The following is a 16204-nucleotide window of genomic DNA, read 5'->3' on the forward strand; positions in this document are numbered from 1 at the left end:
GAACAGGAAATCAAGTCGGTCAAAGCATAGATTTGAAGGTTTCTTGGGTATATAATCAGCTATTTTACAAAAGGCCAGCAAATGAGTTATTCATTAGGTGAGATAGCAAATAAGATAGAAGGTGTAGTCATTGGTGATGGCTCAATACGAATTTCCTTATTATCGCCTATTGATGAGATTATTCCAGGGAGTTTGGTATTTGCTGAGGGCCAGGACAAAGTAAAATTGGCAGAGTCATCCCAGGCGGCAGCCATACTTGTTCATGAAAAAATATCCAGTTCAAATAAACCGTTAATTCAAGTCAAGCATCCTTTTAAAGCTTTTATCTCTCTCATGCATTTTTTTTATCCTCAGCCTGAAATCAAACCAGGCATTCATCCAACAGCAGTAATTGGCGAAGGAGTGCAATTGGGTAAAGAGGTATTCATCGGACCTTATGTTGTCGTGGAAGACGGCAGTATCATCGGGAATCATTGTGTTTTAAAAAGTCATATACATATTGGCCGGGGAGTTACATTAGGTGAAAAGACCACCATACATGCCCATGTGACAATATATGACCACTGTCAAATAGGTGCTCGAGTAACCATTCATGCATCCACAGTCATTGGTTCCGACGGTTTTGGGTATACCTTTGTTGATGGCAAACACCTTAAGGTACCGCATGTTGGCCGCGTCATTATTGAAGATGATGTGGAAATTGGTGCAAACACAGCGATCGATCGTGCCACAATGGGAGCGACTGTTGTTGGCGAAGGGACTAAAATTGATAACCTGGTCCAGGTAGCGCATTCTGTTAAGCTAGGGAAACATAATATTTTATGTGGGTTTACAGGCATTGCCGGAAGCACGACCTCGGGGAACCATGTTATTTTTGCTGCAAATGTCGGTGTCAGTGATCATGTACGCATTGATGATGGCGTTGTATTAGGCGCCCGTACTGGCGTACCCCCCAACAAGCATCTCAAAGAAGGAAATGTCTATTTGGGAAATCCGGCCCGTCCAAAAGATTTGGCCATCCAGCATGAGCTTGGAGTGAACCGAATCCCATTAATACGTAAAAACATTAAAGCCCTCTCGGAACAAGTTGAGTTATTGAAAAAACAACTTGCTAAAGAAGAGGCGGAGTAATTATGACCCCTCCTTTGATTCTTATTGATGCCTCCTCCTATTTTTTTCGAGCATTTCATGCACTTCCCCCTTTAACGACCTCAAAAGGTCAACCCACAGGAGCCATCTACGGGGTGGCCAATATGATTAAAAAACTCATTAAGGATTATCAGCCTAAAGAATTGGCGGTAGTCTTTGATGCAAAGGGGCAAACTTTTAGAAACGAATGGTATCCAGAATACAAAGCGCATAGACCTCCCATGCCCCATGAATTGAGCAGCCAATTTGCTCCTTTAATCGAACTCCTTGAAGCAATGGGACTTCCCATATTGATTATCGATGGGGTAGAAGCAGACGATGTCATTGGGACTCTGGCAAAGCAAGCTACAGAACAGGGAATACCTGTGGTCATTTCCACGAGTGATAAAGACATGGCGCAGCTGGTTAATGAACACATTACACTAATAAATACCATGAGTAATGCAACATTGGATATACAGGGTGTAAAAGATAAATTTGGCGTCTCCCCTGGACAAGTCATTGATTATTTAACGTTGATCGGAGATAGCATTGACAATATTCCCGGTGTCAATAAATGCGGCGCCAAAACGGCAGCCAAATGGCTTTCAGAATACTTGACGTTAGAGAACCTCATCGAACATTCTGCTGAGATTGGTGGAAAAATAGGCGATAATTTACGCGCAAGTATTTCCCAATTGCCCTTATCAAAAAGATTGGTTACCATCAAAACGGATGTGGCGTTACCTTTAAGTTGGGGCGCATTAAAACCCAATCCTGTCAATAAAGAAAAACTGATTGAACTCACAAGACATTTCGAATTCAAAAATTGGCTTAAAGAGTTATTAGAAGAAGAAGAAATGACTTCCTCTGGTGAATCCAGTATTTCTAAAGTGCAATATGAATTAATCACTTCCAACCTACAACTGAATTCCTTATTAAATCAATTGGAACCATGTGATTCCTTCTGTATCGATATAGAAGCAACCAGTGTAGACATCATGCTGGCAGAACTTGTTGGGATCTCATTCGCATTTGATGGCAAAGCAGTATACATCCCTTTCATGCACACGGATGGCACAACGCAACTGATTCGCGACGAAGTTTTAACGGCATTAAAATCGGTTCTAGAAAATTCTCAAATAAAAAAAATCGGAAGAAATCTCAAATACATTTATTCCGTATTTAAAAATTACAATATTTCCATGGAAGGTATGGTTTACGACACCATGCTGGAATCTTATGTACTCAATAGTGCCGCAGGGCGCCATGACCTAGACTCCCTGGCTTTAAAATACTTGGGCCATAAAGCAATTAGCTATGAAGAAATTGCAGGAAAGGGAGCAAAACAGCTGCGGTTTGATCAAGTCCCCATGAGTCAGGCAGCTGCATATGCAGCACAATGCGCTGATATGACATTGCAAATCCATAATAAACTGTATTCGTTAATACCTGAGTCGGTACACAATGTATTCAAGGACATAGAAATGCCTCTGGTAACGGTTCTTGCGGATATGGAACGTCATGGGGTGCTCATCGATTCTGTTGCTTTAGCAAAACATGGGAGCCGCTTGAAAGAACGAATTAAGGCTTTAGAGCACGAAGCGCTACAGTTGGCCGGTAAGCCTTTTAATTTAAACTCACCCAAACAGTTACAGGAAATTCTTTTTGACATACAAAAACTACCGGTTATCGCCAAAACACCCACTGGGCAACCCTCTACCGCAGAGTCAGTCTTACAAGAGTTGGCTTATGATTACCGACTTCCAGCCGTCATTCTGGAATACCGCAGTCTCACTAAATTGGTTTCTACCTATATTGACACGCTCCCTAAAAAAATCAACCCACAAACTCATAGAGTACATACATCTTACAATCAGGCAGTTACTGCGACAGGACGCCTCTCCTCAAGTGAGCCCAATTTACAAAATATTCCCATTCGCAATGAAGAAGGACGGTTAATCCGCACTGCATTTATTGCGCCTGAAGATTGCCTCATTCTTGCAGCAGATTACTCCCAAATTGAATTACGAATCATGGCCCATTTATCACAAGATGAAAATCTTGTTAAAGCATTTACCTTGGGATGGGACATCCATGCGGCAACAGCCAGTGAAATTTTTCAAACCCCGCTGGAAGAGGTAACGAGCGAACAACGCCGTAGGGCGAAAGCAGTTAATTTTGGCTTGATTTATGGCATGTCTTCTTTTGGTTTGGCGAAACAAATCGGTGTTGAACGTCAAGATGCACAATTTTACATCGATACCTATTTTCGTCGTTATCCAAAGGTTTTTGAATACATGAACCGAACCCGACAACAAGCGCACCAAGAGGGTTATGTCGAAACTTTATTTGGTAGACGTTTGTATCTCCCCGAAATTAATACTCGGAATATGGTACGTCAAAAAGCAGCAGAACGTGCCGCCATTAATGCGCCCATGCAAGGTACTGCAGCCGATATCATCAAGAAAGCAATGATATCTATTGCTCAATGGCAAAAGCAGCAAGATATCCCCCCTGCAAAAATGATCATGCAAGTGCATGATGAATTAGTCTTTGAAGTAAAGAGCAAAGAAATTGAATTGAGCAAACAAAAAATTAAAGAATTGATGGAGAACACAGTAAAACTTTCTGTGCCTCTTGTTGTTTCTATTGGTACCGGTACGAATTGGGATGCTGCTCATTAATCATGATATTGTTTCAAAATCCGGTGAGATTAAGTGATTCTCATAAGTGCGGTGAGGGCTTGAGGTTTTTTAATTTTTTAATAAAACGTAGACACATATAGGGTTCCATTAGGTATGATGCGTTGCCCAATAAATATTTAATGCATCACCATATTCAAGTGGTTTTATTATTTGCCCTCTTACATTTAAATCTTTAATTGCCAGTTTGTCTTCTTTTGTATAAGCATTGGTTAAGATAAAAACCTCTGTAAAAGCCAAAGCTGGATCTTTACGGATAATCTTTAATAAATCTATTCCATTCATTTTGGGGACATTGATATCTAGAAGGATCACTTTAGGGCAAATTTTCTTTTGCCCGTCACGCCCATATAATTTGTTTAAAGCTTCTTCACCATTGGAAGCCACTTCAATAGCACAAGATTCTTTCACCTTTTTAAAGATGCGCTTTAAACCCTCTACATCGACAATATCATCCTCAATATATAGTATATCCACGATGTTTGCATGGGATTCCATATTTATTCTCCTACCGTGTATGAAAGTCATACAAGCTCACGGAAACCAGGAACAAATTAATTAAAATAAAAAGATTTGCATTCGTTACAGTGAATGCTTACGTTAAGTATAGTATCAATAAAATTCATTGTGTGTAATATTAAGTTTTATTGACTATAATTTATATGAAATTAAAGCTTAAGGAGACAAAATGTATCAATTAGATAAATCCATTAATTTTATGCTGGTGGACGATGATGAAATTGATATTAAAGACATGCAAAGAACTTTTGAAAAAAATAACATCCCCAATCCAATTCATATAGCAACGAATGGATTAGATGCATTAAATAAATTGTTAGGCAAAAATGGAGAAAAAAAATTAACGCCTACACCAAAAATTATTATTCTAGACATCAATATGCCTAAAATGAATGGGATAGAGTTTATAAAAAATATTCGTACCCATAAACAATTAAAATCACTGCTGGTATTTATTCTGACTACATCAAATAGCGAAAGAGATAAAATAGAGGCCTATAATTTGAATGTTGCAGGTTATATTGTAAAACCATTCCAAGTATCACAATTTATGGAAATTATTTCCTCCCTACATCAATATTGGAATTTGCTTGAGTTTCCTCATAAAAATGTTAGCTAACTGACAACACTGAAGGCTGCTTTAGGAATGTATTTCCTCTTTCTGCTTGATATATTTTGGCCAGGTAAAGGACATGGTTGTTCCATGACCCATTTTAGATTTTATCATCACTTTGCCACCTTGGGATTCGACAATTTTTTTCACAATGCTCAAACCAATCCCTGTAGATTCCATTTCATCACGGGATTTTAGGGTTTGGAATACGACAAAGATTTTATCAAAAAACTCAGGCGCAATACCTGGACCATCATCTTTAATGGAAAACAAATAAAAACCACCAGTAGTCTCGACACTAATTTCAATGGTCCCTTTTGTTCTATGGTGGTGTTTGAAAGCATTACCTATCAAATTAGAGAATACTTGGATCAATGGAATTTTTGCCGTTTTAAAAATGGGGAGACGTTTCGGATAATGCACCTCAAATCGTCCCTCCGGATTTAAGTTGTCTAGGATTTCTTTCAATAGTTCTTTTATATTCACCCGCTCAATATTCAAGTCCAGGCGGCCTGCCCGTGAATATTGTAAAATTCCATCAATTAAATTAGACAAACGAAATGTCCGCTGCCGCAGTAGTGCCAAATGTTCTTTTGATTTCTCATCTAATTTCTCCATGTTGTCTTCTTCAATCCAAGTGGCTAATCGTTCGATTGCCCGCAAAGGCGCTTTTAAATCATGGGAAGCGATGTAAGCAAATTGTTCCAGCTCTGCATTGGTTTTAATCAATTGAGTTTCTATTTGCTTGGCCTCTGTAATGTCTTTAGAAATCATTACAAAACCTATCGGTTTGCCTTGATCATCTTTACGCAAGGTTAAAGACACGGAGGCAATAAATCGGGATCGATCCTTGCGGACGCGTTCAAATACCTCTTCAGCCCGCTCTTCACGCAAGGTTCTCTCCAGAAACTCTTTAGCAGCACCTGATTTAATCGCTTCTGGTGTATGTAAGAACAAAATATTTTTTTTATTGACCATTTCGACGGCACGATATCCATAATTTCGTCGCGCTCCTTCATTCCAAACAACTATTTTTCCATCCAAATCCGTGCCAACTATGGAGTACTCAATTGGACTTTCCAAAATATTTTGCAAAATACTTTTTGCATAAAATGCTTCTTCATTTTTAATTGTGGACTTCTCCAAATCAAACATGTCCGGCATATTTTTTTCTTTCCTATTAGTTTTCAATTTAATCCCTTGATGGTGCAACGAGTCAGAAACGTTTTGTTCCTCTATATGACTCAATTTTTTTGTTTTGGGAATTCTCTTAATTTTTTTATCTGAAGAGTTCAGTGAGCGCTCATAATCCATCATCATATTTCCTTTAAAATAGATTGCATCTATATATTTAAAGAAACAGTATCTATAATTATAGCGTGTATTTTGTGCACGTTGAGAATCTGGCACTGAAATATGGAGTCAATGAAAGCAAACTAGACACAATCAAAATGATAGCCATTTTGTCTTTTGGCAGTCACTTGAGAATAAACATTCTGCTTTTCTGCCTCTAATTCATCAAAATAATAAGATAAGGTTTTCTGGATACATTCTGGACTGACTGTTTTAGCCCAGGTGTTGTATTCATTAATCAGACGATTTGATTGAGAAAAGATTTTGGCAAAAGCACTGCGCATAAACTCAGAGTCCGACCAGGCGATAAGAGGAAGATGAGGATATTTTTGTAATATGTGTGCAGCCAATTGGGGGCCATGGGTTGAAAATTCATTAATTAAATTCAACTCACCATCAATAATGACTAAATCGGGGACTTGGGATTCTATCCAAGCTAATGCATCCTGACTGTTGCTCACGGTTTCTATAGACATTGCAGCGTTAATTGATTCCAAAATTCGAGACAAGCAAAATGCATTAAAAGCATTGTCTTCAATAATTAATACACGCATCGCATCCGGGCTCCCTATTAGTTCATGCTAAGTATAAAGATCAAACCTTAAGAAATAATTAAGAAAATATGATTCATTTATTTTTTTTTATATTAGACAGATTAGTAAAAAATAGATTAAAATATATAACTTAGGAGATGCACTCTTGAATTGATGAATCAAGCCATTAAAAACTTCTTACCCACTGCAGAAGCGATCCAACGTTTGTTAGCCCCTTATGCAGAAGTAATCGTCCATGATGTCCAACAAAATCGAATCGTGGCGATTTACAATCCCTTTTCTAAACGCCGAGAGGGGGATCCATCTTTATTAGACCAAATGGAAGTTCAATCTATGGAAGATTGTGTTGGCCCTTATGAAAAGACCAGTTGGACTGGCAATCGAATTAAATCGGTCAGTAGTCTCATTCGGGATGATAAAAGTAATGCCGTGGGTTTGCTCTGCATTAATCTTGATGTCTCCATGATGGATAAATTAATGGATTCATTACAAAACTTTCTTCTGTGTTCCAAATTGGAAACAAAACCTGAACCTTTATTTAAGGACGATTGGCAAGAACGAGTTCATATTTATATTCATAGTTACTTAAAAGAATACCAATTATCCATAAACACGTTGAACCGCAAAGAAAAGAAAGCATTAATCGACCATCTATATGAAGTCGGGGCTTTTTCCGGAAAAAATGCAGCACAATATATAGCCAAGATTCTCAATGTTTCACGTGCAACTATTTATAATTACTTAAACCCTAACCGCCCAGGAGAAAAAAGCTAAATGTTTGATGTTCAAACTGAAGTACTTAAAGCCGCAAAAAGAATTTCCAGAGCTATTCGAAATACCCCTTTGGAGTTTTCAATCCCTCTGAGCCAGAAGACGAATGTATCGGTTTATTTAAAGTGTGAAAATCTACAATTTACCGGTTCGTTCAAAGTTCGGGGCGCATTCAATGCTTTAATGTCCTTAGAGAAAGAACAGCATCATGGAATAGTTGCCGCATCCACAGGGAACCATGGTGCAGCAATTGCATATGGCTTATATCAATTAAATCTTCCCGGAATCATATTTGTTCCAGAAAACGTATCACCAATTAAAAAAGAAAATATTGGATTTTATAACCCTTCATTAAAATTTTATGGAAGAGATTGTGTTGAAACTGAATTACATGCAATTGACTATGCAAGAAAACATAACATGGCTTATATATCGCCCTACAATAATGCTCAGGTTATAGCGGGTCAGGGTACTTTAGGCCTAGAACTTATGGAACAGCTCAATTCGATAGATGTCATTTTTATCCCTGTCGGCGGTGGAGGATTAATCGGCGGGATTGCCGGATTTATTAAAGCCGTTTCCCCAAAAACTAAAATTATTGGTTGCTTGCCAGAAAACTCTCCAGTGATGTATGAATCTGTGAAAGCGGGGAAAATCGTTTGTATGGATACTCAACTCACACTTTCTGATGCCACAGCCGGGGGAATAGAACCAAACTCCTTAACTTTAGATCTATGTCGGCAGTATGTAGATGATTTTGTTTTGGTTACTGAAGAAGAAATTCGATCAGCGATGCGCACGTCGTTGACCATGCAGCATCTATTAATTGAAGGTGCCGCTGGGGTAGCGTTAGGCTCTTTTCTCAAATGTGCGCAAGATTATACAGGAAAAAATGCTGTTGTTCTTTTAAGCGGAGGTAATATCAGCCTGGACACGTTAAGGTCAGTTATTCAATAATTTTTGCTCACTTTTATATCCTACGCTGACGAAGAATCCATTTATCAATTTAGGCTGTTTTCCATTTTAAAATCAGCACTTATTTCCTTGAGTACGTTCCATGATTTTTCAATTTCTAAGGGATTGGTTCCAGGTAATTGTGCACAAACAATAAGAGCCTTCCATAAGGCCCATCCTCGTGCCCGTGCCCAGGTGGCATTATCCAGTTGCAGTGCCTGGCGGAATGCGTCGCGGCTTTTGCCTGCAAAAAACGTCCAGGTAATTACCAAATCACAAGCAGGATCGCCAAGAGCCAATTGCCCAAAATCAATAACAGCACAAAGACGGCCTTCTCTCACTAAGAGATTGCCCGTAGCAACATCTCCATGTATCCAAACCGGAGTTTTTTTCCAAGCTTCTTTTAAAGCTGTAGACCATATTGAAGTAAGAAGGCTTACATCTTGATTTTTGGATAAAATCTTAAGCGCTTCTTCCACTTCTGCATGATAAGTTCCAAGCGATCCGCCTCGAAAGAAACTATGTTCTCCAGCCAAAGGTCCATCCCTGGGATCTATTCTTTGTAATTTTTGTAGAAAATGCGCAAGATCTTTGGCAAACAAGCATTTGTCCCTAATGCAAGCGACGGAGGCAGCTTGTCCCTCGATCCATGGATATATCGACCATTGCCAGGGATAATCAGAAGTAGGCCTCCCTTTCGCTATAGGTTGAGGAATATCTAAGGGTAAATGAGGTGCAAGATAAGGTAACCACTGTTGTTCCTTGTCTACTTGTAACGCATAAGCTTCAGCACTGGGTAGCCGCACACTCATTTTTGTTCCGAGATGAAACGTTCTATTGTCCCATCCGCTAAACGCTACTGGTGTGATTGGTAAATGGGACCACTGAGGAAATTGAGCGTCAATTAAATCACGCACAAGGGATACGTCTATTTTTATCATGAGTGATACTGGACAGATCGGATTAAGCAATGTTCTTTCATTTTTCTAGATGGAATGAAGAAACATCGGTATCATGGGCAAGCAAACGCCTATTGGCTCGAAAGTAGGTTGCCGGAGAATATTCCAACAAGTCAGAAAGTTTTTCCATATAAATACATGCAAAGCGATCGACCTGATAGGCAAAATAACTTTCCTCGGCTCCTGCACGAAAAATACGTTCCCATTTTGGATTAAAATAGCTTTTTTGTTCTTTCAATAATTTAGTAAGTTGCGAATCTATTTTGCTAATTTGGGACTGGAGATCTTGAATTTCATGACTGTATTCTTTAGAACCTTCATCAATCATTTTGGTGTATACATTTACATATTGTTTCTCTAGATTCTTTTTGATTTCCATGGCTTCACTAATTTCTTTCTCTATTGGCATAGCCCGTGACTGCGCTGCTATTTCTTCACCAAGTTCTTCAACGACCAGAGCAGTTCGCCAATTACAATCTTTTTTCAGTCTTAAAATATCCCCATAAATATGATCCCCGATATAAAGTATTTCATCACCCTGCACATGCAAATCTTCAGTAAACTTTTTGGCATTTCCTCCTTGATACACGCCTGGAACAATAGGACCTATGGTATTCGTCATGGTGCCTACGGCAGGATGAACCGATAGGAAACGAAGATTATCATAAAAAAACCGGGGTTTGTTCGCTAAGGTAATGACAAACTCAAATAAATTAATCCAACTCTCACCCTTCTTTAAAAAAGGATTAATGGCATATTCCAGCAACAGCTTGGTATACGAAAAATCAGAGTTTGTAAGAATAAATATTTTTTTTCCATGGTGAATGAAATGTTTCAAACCTTCTACTAAAGCCCTTTCTTTGATCACATAGGTAGGTAAATTTTTACTGATGATTGTTTTTAAACTGCCGTCTGAATGGACTTTATCGACACAAAATTGTACGTCTTGTGCAATGGTTTGATAACTGGGTATGGCCTCAGGATATTGGCTATCTTTCAAATCAACCAACTGTCCATAGAGCACACAAAAAGCTATAGAAAAGGCGGTATCGATGGCCATGTAATTTGGATCACCCAAATCAACATAAATGCTTCGGTATATTTTCTGTTGCTCAACATAATCAATAGGCTTTGTCCCGTGATAACTTTGCCGAATCGCTCCATATCGGCTTAGTTTAAGGATATTGCCGTTTTTACGGTCTATGACTAAACCGCGGATTGCATCATGATAATTAAAATTTAATTTTTTAATTTGTTCGGGATAATTTTTTACCTCGACCAATTGTTCTTTAACGAGTTGATATACTAAAGACTCAAAATTCTCAGAATTATAGCGAATCAATGTATGATCCATGTCCAGACCAATCAACTTGATTTTTTTCATATTTAAAATTCGATTTACATATACTTTGTGTTCATTCATTGGTCTAAACCTGCATGTTCTTTATGATTATTTCACGTGCTTCACACCGTCTTGCGAAGCCAGCAAAATGATATCCGCTACACGATGAACAAAAATTCCGTTTTCAACGACACCAGTTAATAAGTTAATACGATCTTCCATCTCTTTAGGTTCATTCAGGTTTAAGTTAAAAACATCGAGAATAATATTGCCATTATCCGTCACAAATCCTTCTCTGTATTCCGGATCGCCCCCTAACTGCACGATTTTTCGAGCGACCATACTTCTTGCCAAAGGAAGCACTTCAACCGCTACAGGGAATTGCCCCAAGCGGCTTACTAATTTTGTTTCATCCACAATACAAATAAATTTTTCAGCTACAGAAGCGACAATTTTTTCACGGGTATGAGCACCTCCCCCACCTTTTATCATTTCTCCCTGCTCAGTCACCTCATCAGCACCATCAATATAGATGGGTAAATCCTCTACGGAATTCAAATCGATGACGGGAATTCCTTCTTTTCGTAACAAAGCTTCTGTGGCTTTGGAGCTTGACACGCATGCATCAATTCGATGCTTGATTGAAGCCAGTTCTTTGATAAAAAAATTAACTGTGGATCCCGTACCTACACCAACAATCATATCATCTTCAATATATTGCAACGCAGCTTTGGCTGCTTTCATCTTTAATTCACTCATTAGGGATCGCTCCTCTTCTTTGCCGGATAATCTCGTATAAAGAAACTCCAGTGGCTACGGAAACATTTAAACTGGATACACTACCAAGCATAGGTAATGAAAATAGCCCATCACAGTGCTCGCGGGTTAATCGCCTTAAACCTTCACCCTCAGCGCCCATGACAATCGCGACATTTCCAGTACAATCTATTTGATAGAGTGGGCTGCTTGCCTCTCCCGCTGCGCCATAAATCCAGATTCCGTGTTCTTTTAAAAGATTCATACTTCGCACTAAATTGGTCACGCGAACTAAAGGGACTGATTCAGCTGCACCACATGCGACCTTACTCACAACCGGAGTGATGTTGGCATTTTTGTCTTTGGGTATCACGACAAAATCAACACCAGTTGCATCTGCTGTACGTAAACAGGCACCTAAATTATGAGGATCAGTTATGCCGTCAAGTATCAGAATTAAAGCTGGATTTTTGCTGGATTGTATTAATGCTTGCAAATGGGATTCATTGTATTCTGGCAAAGGAGACGCACTGGCCACTACTCCTTGATGAGTAAATTCTGCAAAACGTTGGTTCATTTTTTGAAGGCTTAATTTTTCAATCGTAATCCGTGATTGCATTGCTTTATCAATGATGGCTTGCAACCGATTATCCACCCGATCCTCACTGATATAGAGTTTTTTTATCTCTCGATGAGGATTATTTAATAAAGCGGAAACTGCGTGTAGCCCATAAACATACTGCTCACTCATTGCTTACTGCTTCCTCTACCGGCTCAAAATCAATTTTACGTTCATCCAGATCAACCCGGGCTACTAAAACAGTCATTTTGTCGCCTAAATGATAGACATGACCACCACGTGCGCCAATAAGCCGATGTTTTACAGAGTCAAAAGTATAGTAATCATTCTTCAAAGAAGTCACATGAACTAATCCTTCGACATAAATTTCATCCAATTCAACAAATATGCCAAAACTGGTCACTGCGGAAATTCGTCCTTTAAATACTTGACCCAGTTTGTCTTGCATGTATTCACATTTTAACCATGTAACCACTTCTCTTGTGGCTTCATCCGCACGACGTTCGGTCATCGAGGAATGTTTACCCAACTTATTCATATCTTCATGGGAATAACTAAACTCCTCAAGGGGTTTATTGTCCAGTAAATGCCCTAATGCGCGATGGATTAACAAATCTGGATAGCGTCGGATCGGTGAAGTAAAATGAGTATAGGCAGAATAGGCCAAGCCAAAGTGTCCTTCATTCGCTTCAACATATTGTGCTTGTTTTAAAGAACGCAGCATGACCGTTTCAATAAGATGTTTGTCAGGCCGGCCTTCTGCTGCGCTCATCGTACGTTGAAAATCTTTGGGTCTGGGTTTTTTTCCGCCGCTTAATTGCAAGCCCAATTCACCTAAAAACTGACGTAATGCAGTAATTTTATCCTCATCCGGAACGGCATGTACACGATACAAGGTAGGAATTTTGGCTTTTTCTAAAAATCGTGCTGTTGCGACATTCGCAGCCAACATACACTCTTCGATTAATTTATGGGCATCATTGCGGATTACAGGAACAATGCATTGAATTTTTTTATTCTCATCAAATTCGATTCGCGTTTCGGTGGTCTCAAAATCCATTGCCCCCCGAAGTTTTCGGGTAACGAGTAAGACATGATATAAATCATAAAGTGATTGAAGCACAGGCCATAAAGAAGCATGCGTTTCGTCAGCGCTTCCTTGCTCAAGCCAAGAGCCCACCTGAGTATAATTTAATCGAGCATGAGAATGCATTACAGCCCGATAAAAACGGGATCGGGTTATTTTACCATCGTTGCTAATGGCCATTTCAGCGACCATGCACAAACGATCTACATGGGGATTAAGCGAACAAACACCGTTTGATAATCCTTCAGGCAACATAGGGATCACTTTACCAGGAAAATAAACGGAATTACCACGCCGCGCTGCCTCTTTATCCAAGGCAGAATCTTCCATCACATAATGGCTGACATCAGCAATTGCCACATACAATTGAAAACCGCCATTCGGCTTTTTATAACAATAAACCGCATCATCAAAGTCTTTTGCGTCTTCCCCATCAATGGTTACAAAAGGAAGGGAGCGTAAGTCAGTCCGTCCTTTTAATTCTTCTTCAGTAACATGTTGGGATATTTTTGCGACTTCTGTACTGACATCTTCTGGCCATTCAAAAGGAATACCATGGGCATAAAGCGCTACTTGAATCTCCATACCAGGTGCCATGTGCTCACCTAAGACATGCAGGACTTTACCGATTGCCTGAGTTCTCTTATTAGGAAAAGCAATTAATTCAACCAAAACAATTTGGCCGTTTTTTGCTCCATTTATCATCTCTGGCGGAATAGAAATATCCTGGGTCAAATGTTTGCTATCAGGCAAAACAAAACTTACCCCATGATCTGAAAAAAATCGGCCCACAACAGTAATATTGGCATGTTCAATGACTTCATGAATTTTCGCTTCGGGTCTTCCTCTTCGATCAACACCCATTTGGTAGGCAAGTACAATATCTCCATGCATTACGGCTCGCATTTCTTTAGCGGACAGGAACATATCATCTGAACCATCATCAGGAATAAAAAAACCAAATCCATCGGGATGGCCTTGCACAGTGCCCCGTGAAAGATTAATTCTTTGCATGAGACAATATCGACCACGCCTATCTTGCATGATTTGTCCGTCACGCAACATGGCTTTCAGCCGAAAACCCATGGATTCTTGCTTGCGTTCATCGTTCAGATGCAATTTATCAAATAGATGATTACGAGACATGGGTTTGCCGTATTCATTGAGGATGTCCAAAATGAATTCGCGACTGGGCACAGGATCGGTATATTTTTCACTTTCCCGTTTATAAAAGGGATCTTTTGTTTTTTTGCTCACCGTTTATCCTGTTCCTTTTGAAGTATCTTATTTAAGTTATATATCATTTGCCCAGTTCTACCACTTATCGACAAAAGTAGCAAGAACTGGCGGATTGCCTTCAACTCCAGCTCAAGAGCCTCATGAGTATCCATGGGGTGAATCCGTGATTAAAGCCCCTTAGTAACTCTATATTCCACCACCTCCTTTGCAGTCAGATCTGTAACCATTAAGGCACCAATCAATATCCTTTGTTTTTCCCCATGACTCATATGAGATACTGCAGCATAGAGGTTAGATACAAATTGGATTTTTTTTTCTTTTTCCTCTTTAGACTCTGATTTTTGATTGAATAACTTTGTATACATACTTCATACCTCTTAATTTAACTGGATGATTGGCTAAGATGAAATACTCTTACACTTACTCTTGATTCTTTGGAACAGGAATTACGAAACCACGGGCACCTACCGCTGCAGTCAATGCAGAGACAGACATATCTTCTGCTACCCAAAAAGTAGTTTTCTGATCTTTTTTGGAAATTTTCACTCCTTTCCATTTACAAACGGCGATTTGTCCTTCACAAGGTACTTGTTGTTCATGACCAGGTCTGGACTCAATGCAATTCAAAGCAAACGGGCCTTTTTTTAATGCCAAAGCAGACCAGTTTCCTCCTTGAATTCGCGTGGTCCAACCAGCGCTTGCACTGGGATTGGTTATGGGATGGGTGATCCATAAATCTGCAGAAGTGAGATTATGAATAAAATACAAATGGCTCTTTTTCCCCTGTAGGGTAACCTGTTCTCCCTGAACTGGAACAGCCTCGCATCCAACAGGTAAGGTCGATTCCGCTGCAACCCCTATAGAAACAAGCAAACAACTCAAAAAAGCTAAAACTCTCATTGATTTTCTCCGAATAGACCTTTGATTAATGCAGTTCAGTAAAAAAAATCATTAGAACTGTCTCCCCATGCATTTTTTTGATGATTATATTATTTACCTCTATAGCTTGTCAGCTTTACTTGCTAAAATCCTTGGTATGTTAACCAAACATTTCTAACAATGCATATCTGGGTAGATGCTGATGCCTGTCCCAAGGTGATAAAAGAAATTCTGTTTCGTGCAGCGGTACGCACCAGGACTTCACTTATTTTAGTAGCAAACTCCTACTTGACTTATCCAAACTCACCCTTCATTCGTTCTGTGCAGGTGATTAAAGGTTTTGACAGTGCTGATCAATATATTACAACACATTTACAGCCTTTGGATTTAGTAATTACCGCTGACATACCTCTGGCTGCGGAAGTAATTGCCAAAGGGGGGTTGGCAATTAATCCTCGCGGAGAAGAATATACCGAGAACAATGTCCGACAGCGTTTGAATATTAGAGATGTACATGAACAATTACGCGCAAGCGGCATTCATTCCGGTGGACCCGCGACTTTAGGCGTTAAGGAAAAAACTGCTTTTGCCAATGCTTTAGATCGTTGTTTGGCCAAAAAAGGATGCAAATAAAAACATCTGTCTTCTCATCCCTCCTATCTATGCACAGATCTCAGGCTCTTTAATACGCACTCTGCCCCCGCTTCCACTTCCCCTGCGCACCACGCTTCCACTTCCCCTGCGCACCACGCTTCCACTTCCCCT

16 protein-coding genes are annotated in these 16204 nt (G+C 39.5%); 6 read left to right on the forward strand and 10 right to left on the reverse strand.

The genetic code is table 11. From position 1 onward, the window contains the following. Window positions 1-81: 81 nt before the first annotated feature. The gene (gene lpxD, locus BU07_RS0112680; protein WP_031566607.1) at window positions 82-1131 is read left to right on the forward strand and encodes a UDP-3-O-(3-hydroxymyristoyl)glucosamine N-acyltransferase; all 1050 of its coding nucleotides are present in this window, start codon (window positions 82-84) and stop codon (window positions 1129-1131) included. A 2-nt stretch (window positions 1132-1133) separates the two neighbouring features. Continuing rightward, window positions 1134-3815 carry a DNA polymerase I gene (gene polA / locus BU07_RS0112685; protein WP_031566608.1) on the forward strand — a complete coding sequence of 894 codons (2682 nt, stop codon included), beginning with the start codon at window positions 1134-1136 and terminating at the stop codon, window positions 3813-3815. A 108-nt stretch (window positions 3816-3923) separates the two neighbouring features. Here the strand turns inward: polA and BU07_RS0112690 are convergent, their stop codons facing one another. After that, a complete protein-coding gene (locus tag BU07_RS0112690; RefSeq protein WP_031566610.1) occupies window positions 3924-4331 on the reverse strand; it encodes a response regulator in 408 nt (135 codons plus the stop codon). Between the two features lie 190 nt (window positions 4332-4521). Here BU07_RS0112690 and BU07_RS0112695 point away from each other — a divergent pair, with 190 nt between their 5' ends. Continuing rightward, window positions 4522-4971, forward strand: a complete 450-nt coding sequence (locus BU07_RS0112695; RefSeq protein WP_031566611.1) for a response regulator — start codon at window positions 4522-4524, stop codon at window positions 4969-4971. Between the two features lie 21 nt (window positions 4972-4992). Here the strand turns inward: BU07_RS0112695 and BU07_RS0112700 are convergent, their stop codons facing one another. Next, on the reverse strand, window positions 4993-6282 hold the full coding sequence (locus BU07_RS0112700; protein WP_031566612.1) for a sensor histidine kinase: 1290 nt from the start codon (window positions 6280-6282) through the stop codon (window positions 4993-4995). A 119-nt stretch (window positions 6283-6401) separates the two neighbouring features. Continuing rightward, window positions 6402-6872: a response regulator gene (locus BU07_RS0112705; protein WP_031566613.1), complete on the reverse strand. Its 471-nt coding sequence runs from the start codon at window positions 6870-6872 to the stop codon at window positions 6402-6404. Between the two features lie 153 nt (window positions 6873-7025). Here BU07_RS0112705 and BU07_RS0112710 point away from each other — a divergent pair, with 153 nt between their 5' ends. Together BU07_RS0112710 and BU07_RS0112715 are read left to right on the forward strand one after the other, a co-directional pair. Continuing rightward, a complete protein-coding gene (locus BU07_RS0112710; RefSeq protein ID WP_031566614.1) occupies window positions 7026-7646 on the forward strand; it encodes a helix-turn-helix transcriptional regulator in 621 nt (206 codons plus the stop codon). Next, window positions 7647-8600, forward strand: a complete 954-nt coding sequence (locus BU07_RS0112715) for a threonine/serine dehydratase (RefSeq protein WP_031566615.1) — start codon at window positions 7647-7649, stop codon at window positions 8598-8600. A 44-nt stretch (window positions 8601-8644) separates the two neighbouring features. On the opposite strand, the gene BU07_RS0112720 is transcribed toward BU07_RS0112715, so the two are convergent. The 7 genes from BU07_RS0112720 to BU07_RS0112755 form a co-directional block, all read right to left on the reverse strand. After that, entirely contained in the window at window positions 8645-9538 is an 894-nt protein-coding gene (locus BU07_RS0112720; RefSeq protein ID WP_031566617.1) for an aminoglycoside phosphotransferase family protein, read from the reverse strand. Window positions 9539-9575: 37 nt separating this feature from the next. Then, window positions 9576-10979 carry an HAD-IG family 5'-nucleotidase gene (locus tag BU07_RS0112725; RefSeq protein ID WP_031566618.1) on the reverse strand — a complete coding sequence of 468 codons (1404 nt, stop codon included), beginning with the start codon at window positions 10977-10979 and terminating at the stop codon, window positions 9576-9578. Window positions 10980-11006: 27 nt separating this feature from the next. Then, on the reverse strand, window positions 11007-11657 hold the full coding sequence (gene rpiA, locus BU07_RS0112730) for a ribose-5-phosphate isomerase RpiA (RefSeq protein ID WP_031566619.1): 651 nt from the start codon (window positions 11655-11657) through the stop codon (window positions 11007-11009). Continuing rightward, entirely contained in the window at window positions 11650-12405 is a 756-nt protein-coding gene (gene rlmB / locus BU07_RS0112735) for a 23S rRNA (guanosine(2251)-2'-O)-methyltransferase RlmB (protein WP_031566620.1), read from the reverse strand. The genes rpiA and rlmB overlap by 8 nt, the downstream gene beginning before the upstream one ends. Beyond that, on the reverse strand, window positions 12398-14578 hold the full coding sequence (gene rnr / locus BU07_RS0112740; RefSeq protein WP_031566622.1) for a ribonuclease R: 2181 nt from the start codon (window positions 14576-14578) through the stop codon (window positions 12398-12400). The genes rlmB and rnr overlap by 8 nt, the downstream gene beginning before the upstream one ends. Window positions 14579-14727: 149 nt before the next feature. Further along, a complete protein-coding gene (locus BU07_RS0112750; RefSeq protein WP_031566623.1) occupies window positions 14728-14925 on the reverse strand; it encodes a hypothetical protein in 198 nt (65 codons plus the stop codon). Window positions 14926-14980: 55 nt separating this feature from the next. Then, window positions 14981-15460 carry a hypothetical protein gene (locus tag BU07_RS0112755; RefSeq protein ID WP_031566624.1) on the reverse strand — a complete coding sequence of 160 codons (480 nt, stop codon included), beginning with the start codon at window positions 15458-15460 and terminating at the stop codon, window positions 14981-14983. 159 nt (window positions 15461-15619) lie between these two features. Here BU07_RS0112755 and BU07_RS0112760 point away from each other — a divergent pair, with 159 nt between their 5' ends. After that, window positions 15620-16072 (forward strand): YaiI/YqxD family protein, encoded by a 453-nt coding sequence (locus tag BU07_RS0112760; protein ID WP_031566625.1) that lies wholly within the window; start codon window positions 15620-15622, stop codon window positions 16070-16072. Window positions 16073-16204 lie beyond the last annotated feature (132 nt).

Origin of the sequence: Legionella wadsworthii DSM 21896 = ATCC 33877, from assembly GCF_000701265.1 — a bacterium.
In the GTDB taxonomy this organism is placed as follows: Bacteria; Pseudomonadota; Gammaproteobacteria; order Legionellales; family Legionellaceae; genus Legionella; species Legionella wadsworthii.